The sequence below is a fragment of the Desulfuromusa kysingii genome, from assembly GCF_900107645.1.
Taxonomy (GTDB): domain Bacteria; phylum Desulfobacterota; class Desulfuromonadia; order Desulfuromonadales; family Geopsychrobacteraceae; genus Desulfuromusa; species Desulfuromusa kysingii.
Window position 1 is genome coordinate 255,396 of the sequence record NZ_FNQN01000001.1, and the last position, 11,876, is coordinate 267,271.

At 46.6% G+C, this 11,876-nt stretch carries 11 protein-coding genes; 5 read left to right on the forward strand and 6 right to left on the reverse strand.

Translation table 11 applies throughout. The annotated features are described in order from the left end of the window. Positions 1-91: 91 nt before the first annotated feature. The 6 genes from BLU87_RS01280 to BLU87_RS01305 form a co-directional block, all read right to left on the reverse strand. Positions 92-400, reverse strand: a complete 309-nt coding sequence (locus tag BLU87_RS01280; RefSeq protein WP_092344122.1) for a hypothetical protein — start codon at positions 398-400, stop codon at positions 92-94. Positions 401-424: 24 nt separating this feature from the next. Then, positions 425-2,536 carry a TonB-dependent receptor plug domain-containing protein gene (locus tag BLU87_RS01285; protein ID WP_092344123.1) on the reverse strand — a complete coding sequence of 704 codons (2,112 nt, stop codon included), beginning with the start codon at positions 2,534-2,536 and terminating at the stop codon, positions 425-427. A gap of 454 nt (positions 2,537-2,990) precedes the next feature. Continuing rightward, on the reverse strand, positions 2,991-4,490 hold the full coding sequence (locus BLU87_RS01290) for a PepSY-associated TM helix domain-containing protein (protein WP_175498228.1): 1,500 nt from the start codon (positions 4,488-4,490) through the stop codon (positions 2,991-2,993). Between the two features lie 14 nt (positions 4,491-4,504). Then, the gene (locus tag BLU87_RS01295) at positions 4,505-4,819 is read right to left on the reverse strand and encodes a hypothetical protein (RefSeq protein ID WP_092344125.1); all 315 of its coding nucleotides are present in this window, start codon (positions 4,817-4,819) and stop codon (positions 4,505-4,507) included. Positions 4,820-4,882: 63 nt separating this feature from the next. Continuing rightward, the gene (locus tag BLU87_RS01300; protein ID WP_092344126.1) at positions 4,883-5,701 is read right to left on the reverse strand and encodes a DUF4198 domain-containing protein; all 819 of its coding nucleotides are present in this window, start codon (positions 5,699-5,701) and stop codon (positions 4,883-4,885) included. 77 nt (positions 5,702-5,778) lie between these two features. Beyond that, positions 5,779-7,665, reverse strand: a complete 1,887-nt coding sequence (locus tag BLU87_RS01305) for a TonB-dependent receptor plug domain-containing protein (protein ID WP_092344127.1) — start codon at positions 7,663-7,665, stop codon at positions 5,779-5,781. Positions 7,666-7,980: 315 nt separating this feature from the next. Between BLU87_RS01305 and BLU87_RS01310 the strand changes: the two genes are divergently transcribed. From BLU87_RS01310 to BLU87_RS01330, 5 genes are read left to right on the forward strand one after another with little or no spacing between them, the layout of a single operon-like run. Beyond that, entirely contained in the window at positions 7,981-8,757 is a 777-nt protein-coding gene (locus BLU87_RS01310) for a DUF3450 domain-containing protein (RefSeq protein ID WP_092344128.1), read from the forward strand. Beyond that, positions 8,754-10,193, forward strand: a complete 1,440-nt coding sequence (locus tag BLU87_RS01315) for a MotA/TolQ/ExbB proton channel family protein (protein ID WP_092344129.1) — start codon at positions 8,754-8,756, stop codon at positions 10,191-10,193. The genes BLU87_RS01310 and BLU87_RS01315 overlap by 4 nt, the downstream gene beginning before the upstream one ends. After that, positions 10,177-10,800, forward strand: coding sequence for a MotA/TolQ/ExbB proton channel family protein (locus BLU87_RS01320; RefSeq protein WP_092344130.1), 624 nt, complete (start codon positions 10,177-10,179; stop codon positions 10,798-10,800). The genes BLU87_RS01315 and BLU87_RS01320 overlap by 17 nt, the downstream gene beginning before the upstream one ends. Before the next feature lie 4 nt (positions 10,801-10,804). Continuing rightward, a complete protein-coding gene (locus BLU87_RS01325) occupies positions 10,805-11,227 on the forward strand; it encodes an ExbD/TolR family protein (protein ID WP_092344131.1) in 423 nt (140 codons plus the stop codon). Continuing rightward, the gene (locus BLU87_RS01330; protein WP_092344132.1) at positions 11,228-11,872 is read left to right on the forward strand and encodes an energy transducer TonB; all 645 of its coding nucleotides are present in this window, start codon (positions 11,228-11,230) and stop codon (positions 11,870-11,872) included. The last annotated feature ends 4 nt before the right edge of the window (positions 11,873-11,876 follow it).

The window sequence follows — 11,876 nt, forward strand, 5'->3', positions numbered from 1 at the left end:
TAAGAATCGTAAGACAGTTTGCTCTTTACGTCTGTGACTGATGTCACAATAATGAAAATCATTTTCTTGGTAATTTGATGATGATCTTCTTTCAGTTGCCAGCTGCCGCCCGTTTAGCTGCTTTAAGTGGATTAACAACGTGTTCTTGCCCTTTGTCGGCTTTTATCCACAAATCATCGACTGATAGTTCACCGGCGACAAAGCGTTCATAGTTTTCTTGTTTAGAGAACGCGATAATTAAATCCCAACTACCGTACTGCATTTTTTCGGAATCAAGTTTGACGTAAGGGATGTTGTTCGCAGTAAAGTCATCAATAATGTTGTTCACAGGGCGAACATTGCGAAAGAGTGAGCGACTTTCATATTTGAATGAAATGCCAAGCGTATTTGGATTTGTCATTTTGGTTTCCTTTTATTTTGGTTATTAGAATGTTGCGCTAAATTTGATCATAGCATGAGTGCTAGATTCAGGTATGTTACTGCTTGCCGTCTGGTATTCACGGTCAAAGATATTGTTAAGATTAACATCAATGCGATATTGGCGCTCTGCCCCAAAATAGGACCCGATGGTCATGTTAGCGGTCTCCCATGACGCATATTTTTCTACCGAGCCGTCGCTGAATTGTTCTTCAGCACTACTGGCGCTGCGACCGTAGAGATCTATGAAGAGTGAAACATCGGCGTTATTGAGATCTTTGTCATAGCGGATACCGTAGCGACCTTTGAATCGAGGAAGTCCGGTTTTTTGGGTTGAAACACCGCCGTTATCAAATTTTCTTTGAATCCAGGTTCCCGATACGTAAGGGGTCAAGGCGGTATTTGCGATGGTGTATCCTGCGGATATCTCCACCCCCGTTGTTTCTGCTTCATCAATGTTCTGGTATTGGCTGGTTGGAGTTGTGGCGCCAACAATCTCTTCGGTCGTAATGTAATCTTTCGCAAAATTTTTGAAGGCCGCGAGATCAAAGTAGAGACCGTAATTTTCGTAACGAGCACCAATTTCAAAGTTATTTGAGGTTTCAGGATCCAGTTCATGGTTGGGGAGTGTCACTGTATAGCCTCCGTGGATCGTGCCAATGTAAAGTTCCTGCAGGTAGGCTGTTCTATAACCCTGTCCGAAGAGGGTCCGCAGAGTCAATCCGTCTATGCCACTCCATGTCAGGCCAGCGCTAAAGACAGGGTGTGAGTCGCTGGAACTCTCTCTGTTTATGTCGGGATCCGTCGTTTCGGACAGTTCTGAGTCAACCCAAGTGTATCTCCCCCCGTAAGTCAGCGTAAAGTCGGCTGGCAGTGTCCATTCGTGTTGCATGTAAATGGCATAAGTGTCCAATTGCGCTTTGTAGTTATACGCATTGATAGTGCTGCCGACCGGGTCAAATCCCATCATTGGCGGAAAAGTGTTTGTGGTGACACTGTTTTCCTTCCAGGAATCGGCATCTAATTGATCCTTACTATAACTGATGCCAGTAATTTGATAGAGACGATCAGCAAACATCCAGTCTAACTGCGCTTCTGCGCCAAGGGTGTCCTGATTGTTTTCGGTGAGCGTGGTGGAGTCGTAGGCATAAACATATGCAGGTGGTGGCCCCATCTGCATCGACATGGACATGGACATCTCTTGGGCAAATTGTTTCACCGTCTCTTGATAGTAGATATTTGCTTTGGCTTTGACCAGGGTGTCGCTGATCTCGTTCAGTTCAATAAAGGCAGAATACTTTTCTCGATCCCAGTTTGGCAGGTCCAGTTGGAACGCTGTAAGTGGATATCCTACAACCCCTTCAGGGGTGTAGAGATTGATGTCGCTGGTGTATTTATCGTAAGCAATACCGACCTTACCGTTCTTCCAGGAATAATCGAGGTAGGCATCGAATTCTTGAGTTTCAAAATCGCTATTATCGAGAGTGCCGGCCGGGGTATCAATGTTTCCTTGGTCAGAGTAGTTTCCGGAAATACGGTAGCCAAACTGTTTATAGTTGCCATAAACGGAAGCAAAGCTATCCCAACCTTCAGTGGCTGAATTGTAGGTTTCGCTTATTGTCCCCTGGATAGGCTTGTCTCCATCTTTTTTTGTGATGATATTGATCACACCGCCGATGGCTTCAGATCCATACAGGACCGAAGCTGGACCTTTGATGACTTCGATACGTTCGATCCTTTCTGGGGCGATAAGCAGCGGTGCCCCGTCCATGGATTTATTTTCAGAAATTTTCTGCCCATCGACTAAAATCAGAGTTCTCTCTGATCCTTCGCCACGGATCATGACCCTTTTACTGGCTGGTGAACTGTTGGACATGACCTCGATCCCTGGGACATCGCGTAACAAATCGGCAACACTCGTCGCCCCTTGGCGTTCAATCTCTTCATTGGTCACCAGCTCAATAGAGCCAAGAGTGTCCCGTAGCGTCTCTGCTGTTTTTGCTGCCGTGACGATGATTTCATCATATTTTGATTGTGTTTCTTGCTCTGTTGCAGTTACGGGGGAACTAACTGTAAGGGCTAGGGCCGTAAGCAGACCAATAAGCCTTAGTGGTTTCATATCGCGCCTCCATTTTGTGCGTTTTTAGTAAGTCGAAAATTAGCGGGAGCAGGAGCGCTTCCATCTTTTCGCTGATGCTGAAAACCTTATTTCCCATCAATTTGAAAGCATGATCCTAGCCGAAGCACTGTCCTCTGTCCGTGACAGAAGTCACGTAAAAGATAATGAATTTCATTATTTTTACGTGGAATATGGAGGAGTGTGACGTGGATCACGGTTTGGTGATGAAGACAATCTCTGTGGCACTTACTGGGTCAAGATGGAATGGATAGAGAAGAGGATTTATCGTTTCTGTTCGGGAACTCCCGACAGGGAGCCTGCAGGTTTCAACCATTTTAGATAGCGGTTAGATGTCTATTTTAAAGGGGATGGCAAGATCCCAGTTGTTATATATTTTTTAACTAACGTCAGTTGTCATGCCGTCATTGATTTTATAGGTATCAATGTTGTTATTTTATTTTCTGCTACGCCATAACCAGTCATAGAATCCCGTAATAAGGTTGCTCAGCATGAGAAAACCCCCCAAAGGAATGAGTAACCACGTGGCTGGCCCTAACCATTGTCTAAAGATTCGACCGTTGTGAAGTTCAAATAGAAAATGCCAAAGCGACATAGATGTCATTGCCATCTGTGGTGGCAGCTGTAGCGGATGTGTCGCTGTCAACGGGACCACGCCACGGCGATAGTCGGCTACATATTGGGGGGAGTCATCTTTGATTATTATCCCTGTTGCTCTGTAGTTATTTTTTGCTAATTGTGCGTCTTTTTTATGCTGTGGTAGTGGAAGGATTTGGTGGTCAGGAAGATCCCATATATATAATCCACTGAAGGAACCAATCAACAATTGTTGTTTCGGTAACGCTTCAAAAACATTGGTGCCCATGCCACTATGAGGCACATTGATTATTTGTTTTTGTAACGGTTGAGAAAAATCAGCTTGACCACTAAAAAACCCATGCCGAGTAGCGACCCAGAGCGTTTCACTTTCCGGCTCAAAAAGGGCTTTGTCAATCCGAGGCTGCCAGGCGCCTCTAGACTCCAATGGCAGTGTCCAGAGGGGGACTTGAAAGATTGCTAAGGGTTTGACAAATGGAGGGCGGATCAGGACACCGCTTAGAGCGATAATGGAGATAAAGGCAAAAGCATATGCCCCAACGTGCAGGTGGTTGCGGTAGCACCATTTGAGGTTAAACCTCCTGTTACCATGGCGGATTGAGTTTTTTGCGTATCGGGGTAGCCACCAGACAGTGAGACCTGTGACACAGAGAAAGGCGAGAACCAAGCCCGTAGTGTCAACAAACAGGCGACCAGCAATACCTAGAATTGAACCATCGTGAACTTTCAGAAAGAAGTGTGTTATGCGGGCTGATTGTGGCCTGCTCTGTGCGTCAAAACGGAGTGGCTCAATGGAAAAACGTGGATCTTGAGTTTCCAATGCAGCGCTATAACAGTGTTGTTGGGTAAATAGCAGCAAACGATTATTTATTTGCAACAGATCCATAATCGGTTCGTTGTCTGTTGCTCCAAAGGGGATATTTACCCACTTTTCAGTCGTAAAATTGTAAACATAGAGACCATTGCGGGTGCCAGCAAAAAGGCGATTATATTTTTTGTCGAGTGACAGACAAAAAGTGTCCTGAACATAACTTGCCGAAGGGAAACCTGTATCTATTTTGACGAAGTTGAGTCCGTTATCGTTGCTCTGCCATACTCCTCCCCTGCCGGCAAGATAAATGCTATCTCCGTCAACGATGCTCTCGCGAATTGCCATGCGATTGCCATTGCTGAGGGTGTGACTAGCTGGAGTTATCTGTAATGGTACGGAAACTTTACGAATCAATTTTGGATGGTTAAGTAGGACGCCGCTGATTGCCATCAACAAAAAATAGACGAAAAAGATCAGCCCCGAATATTTATGCAGGGATCTCGATAATTTAAACAGTACAGTTAACAAGTTGTTCTCGATTTCTATTCGGAGATATTAGTACTTTTTTCTTTGACGATATGTCCTGGCCCAGCATCAAAGATCACGGTGAAAGGGATCTGCGGACGTGTAAAAGTGAACTCACCAATATCATCAATAGTTCCAGTAAGAAGATCTTTTTTTTCTAAGTCGATGACTCTTATCGGAGTGCCTGCTGCGGAAGACCCATCTGAAAATTCTCCATAGCAGGTAATGGTCTTGTCCCCATTGTCGTAACAGGCCATAAAAGCGCTATGGGCAAAAATAACGGACGGGGAAAACAGTAAAATCATGACGATTGCTGATATGAAAGATCTCATTTTTTATCCTTGTTTATAGCTGCTGCAGAGGCAGTGCGACTTGCCTCTGCAGCAGAATTATAATTAGTTCACACCGAAAGATAGACTCGCGGAATATTTCATTTCCAAGCACTTGTCTTGAAGTCTTTCAGGTGCTGGTTGACGTACGATAGCCATGACGATCCATTGCCCTTGATGTCCCAGGCGGATGGTGGCAACTCCCTTGCTGTTGGTTTTACTGCTATAAGCGTAATCCTCCTGATCTGAAAAACCGACATAGGTCGCTGACACTTGACAAAAGGGGACAGGCTTTCCATCATGTAAAACCTGAAGCTTGAGAAGGTCTCCAACTCTTTTCAAATAAGGGTTTTCCAGCGGCACAATTTCAATACTATGACCAACTGGGGTGGAAAAGTCTTGGTCCGCCGTCTCCCCAACGTTGATCAGAGCTTTGGTATAGTTTTCAAAATAGAGGCTCAGGACGATGTCCTCTAATCCTTCCATAGAGCCTAGCTTGTGATGCATGCGGCCATTTTTGTTGTACATTGTGTAGAAGCCGGTGTTTGTTGACGCTGATACTGTATAGGCACCGGCTTTTTTCAGAACCAGCGGTGTGGCCAGAAAACCACCGTTACCAGCTTCAAGATCCATTGTGCTTTGGTCGGGACGAATCAATTGGAATTCGCGCAATTTGCTTTTATCGAGGAAGTCGGCGACCGGGAATTTATGTCCAAAACCAAAATAGACTTTGCTATGCGCACCGGCGCGTCCCGTCAATGTTGGTGAAAAATCGGTTGCATTCAACCACAGGTTGTGGGCTTGAGCCTGAAGTGGAAGTAAAATAAGGAGCAGTAAAAACGGTAATAATTTTGCGTTTATGAGTGCTTTGAATTTTGATCTCATCGGTTTGGTTCCTTTTAGATAATGGTATTCAGCTGACGTTGTGTTTGCTGCGTGAAATGCGATTGATATCCCTGTTATTAAAAGCGGTAATTGATGCTTGCATATACCAACCTGCCCTTGATTTCATAAGGGGAGTCGTCCAGGTCTTCATCGGTGAGGTTGTCGATTCCCAATCTGGCAGTCAAAGAGTCAAGGAAGGTTTTTGCCAGTTGCAGATTGTATTGGGTGAAGGCATCGTATTCCTCTCCGGATGCTTCTTGCTCGCCAGTGTAGTTGGCGCTTAAAGTGGCATTAAGCCCCCAAGGTAACTGAGAAATCAGTCGGGCATTGATTGAATGTTTCGGGCGATAAGACAAATCTTCTCCGGTCGATTTGTCTTCGGTATCAAGGAATTGGTAGCCCAGCCTGATGTTATGATCTGCGGTTATATCCTGCGTCAGTTCGAGTTCGAATCCTTGCATCTGTGCCTCGTTGACGTTTGCATACTGATATATTCTCCCTCCTGACGCTGTGGAACCGATCTGTTCGCTGGCGATTAGATTGTCGACTTCAGTTTTGTAGAGAGCTGCTTTGAAAACGGTTTTTTCAGCATGATACTCGTAGCCAACTTCATAGCTTTTTGAGTTTTCAGGCTGTAGATCGTCATTGCCGTGAAAAATATGTCGTGAAGTAGAAACGTAGCTAGAAGAGTTTTGCGTGACTGTGGGCGCCTTAAACCCCTCTCCATAACCGGCTTTAATGCGATGATGTGAGCCGAGCTTGTAAAGTACGTTCATTTTTGGAGACCACTCACCAGCAAATTTCTCATGATAGTCATAGCGGGCACCAATAGTGATTAAGAGATCATCGGTGACTTCGATTTCATCCTGTATAAAGGCTGAGGTATTGTAGATCTCGTTTTTGAAGTTGGAGCCTGAGCTGGCGTCCAGGTCGTAATCCTTGTCGTATTCTTCCAGTTTGTATTCTGCACCGGTAACGATAAAGTGCTTATCGAATGCCAGAGTGCTAACTTCGGCTCTGGCGACGCTATCGGTCATATTGTGGGTGTAACTGTTTGATGAGTTGTAGTGAAGGTCAGAGTCGACGACATAAGCATCGATATCCAAAGACAGGTTTGCAAACTGTTTATGATAGCCGAGGGAATAGTTGCGGCGGTCAATATCATAGTAAAGAGTGTCTCCGACCTCGTATCGGTCTTCAACCCCTTGAGAATAGGAGGCTTCAAGGGATTGGCTGCTATCCAGGTCGAATGTCAGCTTAACCATACCGTTGGTGATCTCTTTTCCTTCAATCTTGGTAATCGAATCATTTTCTTCGTCTGCAACAACATCCAGATCGGTGTGCTCAGCGCTGACAAACAAAGAGAATCTATCCGAAATTTTGCCACCGATATTGGCGCTGACATTTTTTAAGTCACCGCCATCATCGTCACTAAAACCAAACTTTGTGTTGATATCACCGGAAAAAGTCTCTTGCTGTTTTTTGGTTATAATGTTGACGACACCGCCGATGGCTTGCGACCCGTAGATGGAACTTGCAGGTCCCTTGATCACCTCAATCCGTTCAATCGCATTCATTGGCACCCAATTGTATTGGAAGTCAGAATGGCCGATCTGTGCATCCGAACCCGATACTTTTTTGCCATCGACAAGAATCAAAACATGGTCGCTTTGAGATCCCCGAATGCTGATGTTCTGGCGTCCGGAAATTGAACCGGAATTGACCCCTAGGTTGATCCCTGCAGATTGCACCAGGACATCATTGATGGATGTCGCATTAGATCTGAGGATCTCTTCAGCATCAATAATGGTGACTGCCACGCCTAGATTTTCGATTTCTTGCAAAGATTTTGCGGTGACAGTCATTGTTTCTGTTTGTGGAACTGGTTCTGCCGCCAGGCTATGGGAGCATATTGCAGTGACCGCAATGAGCCCTAGCATGGCTGATTTAAACGCTATCTTCATGTTCTTCTCTCTTTTTCAATATTGGTTAATGGGTTTATGGCAACTCCTTCAGTTGCCGCGACGGGTGGCATATTTTTGTCTATCCGAGGATTGGAGACGCTAGTAGAAATGCTATGAACTTGTCCGTGATTCTGATCACAAAAATGACGATAGTTTTCAAAATCAAATTATTGGTGAAATGTTTTGTTCCGATGTGACGGGAATCACGGTTTTTCTGTTACGCAGGTGTTATTAAGTATCCACTTGAAAACGAAATCCAAAATTCTTTTGGCAATCGATCTGTTGCCGGCTTACTTTTTTGCGTAATTGGAGTGAATGAATTCGATGGGAAAGCTGCGGTTATTACAGCGGGGAGTTCTCTTCCCCTTGCTTTGTTTGTTGTTGATGGTTTCAACGGTTAGGGCTGAGAAGGGGGTGGAGGAGTTAGCTTTTGATGTTTTGCGAAACCAGCAGGCCATACAGGAGCTGACAGAGGAATGGAGCCGCGATGAAAAAAAAATGGTCGCTGAAATAGAGCAGTTGCGGGCTCAGTTGAACCGTTTGCAGGTCCAATCTGGGCAGGTTGAACAAGCATTGCTGGTGGAGGAAGAGCGGATCGCACAGCAACGCCATCGGTTGGTTGAAGCGCAAAAACTTCGTGACGGGTTGCATGGGTGGTTGTTGGATGTCGCCCAAAGATGTGCAACCGGGGGGGAGCAAAGCCTCCCTTTTCTTGCTGGGGAGCGAGAGCAGCGCCAAGCTGATTTAGAGGCTGTTTTGCAGGATCCATACACACCCCTCTATGAAAAGTTTCGCCGCGTTTTTGAAGTGCTGTTGGTCGAGACCGAATATGGTTACAGCAATGAGGTGTACCGCGACAATATTGTTCTGGAAGGGCGGGATGTGCAGGTCGATTTATTGCGCATTGGGCGCACCGCGTTGTTTTTTCGGACACCTGATGGAACTGAAAGTGGCTACTATGATCCTTCGACCCAAAGCTACGAACTTTTCCCCGATGCCTCTGTTGATCTCTCTGCTGCTTTTGCGCTGGTGAGACGTGAAACTGCCGCTAAGATGGTGTTTTTGCCTGTGGGGAGGATTCTGGTGCCATGAGTCAGTCGAGACAATACCTGCCATTGTTGATCTGTTTTTTGTCCCTCTTTTTTATCACCATCCAACCGTTGTGGGCCGCCGACATCCGTGCCGTTTACGGTCGCGTGGCGGCAGAACTTGAGGAGAGTCAAGAAAATAAAAAGGCGCTGGAGGCAGGAATCCATCTACAAAGAGATCGGCTGAAACAGCAACTCAAAGAGATGCAATTTACCGTCACAGCTCAAGAGAAAAAATTACAGCAACAGCGGTCTCTGTTAGAACAGCACCAACAAGAGTACGCACAGTTGCTTTCAGAGCAGGCAAGCGATGCGGAGTTGATGAATAATCTGGCAGCTTCGGTGCGCGTGAGTGCAAAACAGTTGCAGGAGTTATTGATTCGTTCACCGCGAACGTCCCTTGATCGACAACTGCCCGAGTCTCTTGACCCGATTCTCAATGCGGATTATTTCCCTGGCCTTGATGATATGGAACAGATGGCAAACCTCTTTTTGCTGGAAATGGAACAAGTGGGTGAAGTCTCTGTGCAGACTATGCCAATTGTCGATCCCTCCGGACTCGAAAAGGAAGCTCCTGTCCTTCTGGTGGGTCCCTTTTTGGCGGCCTATCTGGATCAGGGTAAACCGCACTTGTTGCGCTACGATAGTGCTATGCGCAGTCTTGTGCAGGTTGACGCCAAGTTGCCATGGAATGTCTCGCGCACACTTAAAAGTTATCTTCAAGGTGAAAATGACAGTGTGCCGCTCGACCTGTCGGCAGGAGCAGCGCTGGAACAGTTGGTTCGTAAGAAAAGTTTTGTTGACCGGGTTCGGGCTGGTGGAGTTCTTGTCTGGCCCATCCTGGCTTTGGCTGTGATTGCCTTTTTGATTGGTCTGGAGCGCGCTTTCTTTCTCAAGCGGGTCCATGACAATACCGACCGGACCATGGGCGAGGTCAACAACAGGGCGATCAAGGGCGACTGGGGCGGCTGTCAAAAATTGGTCCAGGGGAGAAAGAAGTCACCTGTTTATAATGTTGTCAGGGCAGGTCTGAAAGCTCGTCATGAAGGGCGGGAGGTTCTTGAAAGTGTGTTGCAAGAGGCCATTCTTAAAGAATTACCGCGCTTAGAGCGGGCCTTGCCGCTGCTGAATATTATGGCTGCGGTAGCTCCATTGATGGGATTGCTCGGGACAGTGACGGGGATGATCGGAACCTTCGAAGTTATTAATATCTATGGCACTGGCGATCCGCGGATGATGTCTGGGGGGATTTCTGTGGCTCTGGTCACCACCATGCTGGGGCTGATGGTCGCAATCCCTATCATGTTGATGCACGCATTTCTCAGCCGTCAAGTGGAACATATTGTTGGCGATATGGAAGAGAAAGCTGTGGCATTGACCAATATTATTTATCTTCACGGGAAGAACGATGGAGTGTGTCCCCATGTCGCCAATCCCTGAATTTTTGAGCTCAGGTCAGGAGCTCGGCGTCCAACTCTATAGCTATTTTAAGGGCGGAGGGGTGATTATGTATCCCCTGCTTTTGGTGGCAATCTATATGTGGACATTGATATTTGAGCGGATCTTTGCGTTTCACCGTCTTGAATTTAGAGACCTGGATATGGGGGAGTTGTTGGAGGGGTGCCGCGATAGGCGACGTTTCCCGCCCAAGACAGGACTTCGTGCGCAGATCGGTTACTTTTTGTGCCACCATAGAACCACAGATCACTTTTTGAACCGCCGCCTCCTTGATCAGTGCTGTATGCAACTACGACCAAAAATTGACAAGAATATCATGTTGATAGCGGTTCTGGCGATGGTTTCACCTCTACTTGGGCTGTTGGGGACAGTGACGGGGATGATTACAACTTTTGATGTTATTGCTCTTTTTGGTACTGGTAACGCAAGGGCTCTTGCTGGTGGTATTTCTGAAGCCCTGATTACGACTCAAAGCGGTTTGCTGGTGTCCATTCCTGGGGTTTTCTCCAGCGCTGTCCTCAGTTTGCGTGCTCGACGCCTGCAACTCCGCTTAGATGAATCGATGACAACATTAAAACGGATTGTTTAAAGTTATGATAAATGTCAGACAGCATTTGCGCCAAAAGGGTGGAACCTCAGAGATTAATATTTCCCCGCTGATTGATCTGGTCTTTTTGCTTTTGATCTTTTTTATGGTGACGACCAGTTTTGTTCGTGAAACAGGAATTGAGGTTGATCGTCCGACAGCAAGTACTGCCGCCGCTTCAGAAAACAGTAATATCCTGGTTGCTGTCAGCAGTGATGGCGAAGTGTTTTTTGACGGACAACGGGTGGATATTCGCACTGTCCGTAGCCATATCGGCCGGGCTATTGCTGAAAATCCTGGTGCTGAGGTGATTGTTGTCGCCGATAAGGAGAGTCGTACTGGACTTGTTGTCCAGGCTATGGATCAGTGTCGTCTAGCGGGTGCTGAGCGTGTCAGTTTGGCGGCAGCTGATGGTGGAGTAAATAACTAGATGGGAGCAACACCGAAGTCTGTGATTTTGGCCAGTTTTGTCTTGGCGTTATTGGTGTGTTTCTGCCTGTTTGCCCTCATCCCACAGTTGGCTCAGCATGATACTCCACGAAAGTTGCCTGTGCGTCGCACTGCTGCGCAGCTGTATGTCGAACCGCCTCCAGAGCCGGAAAAGCCGCCGGAACCGCAGCAGCCAAAAGTCGAAAAACAGCAGTTGCAGCAAACTCCGCAGCCCCAAATTGCACCAAAGCCCAGATTGCTACAGCCTCCCGAGTTTGATTTTCGACCTCCTGATATCAATATTCAAATGGCCACAGGAGTTGTTCCGGTTCCCCCTGCTGATCTGTCTGGGATTTATCAAGCGAATGATCTGGATTGCCCCCCCAGTATCAATTTTCACGTTAAGCCCATTTATCCCTATCGGGCAAAACGGATGAATATTACTGGGTATGTAAAGATCCAGTTTGACGTTGGTCGTGACGGTCATGTTGGAACGATGAAGATTCTTGAATCTGTCCCCCCTGGAGTCTTTGATGATGCCGTGTTGCAGGTTGTCCAGAAATGGCGCTTTCAGCCGGGTGAAATCATGGGGGATCAGGTCGCGACTCGGATGGTGAAAAAAATTGTCTTTAATCTGGAGGACTGATGTC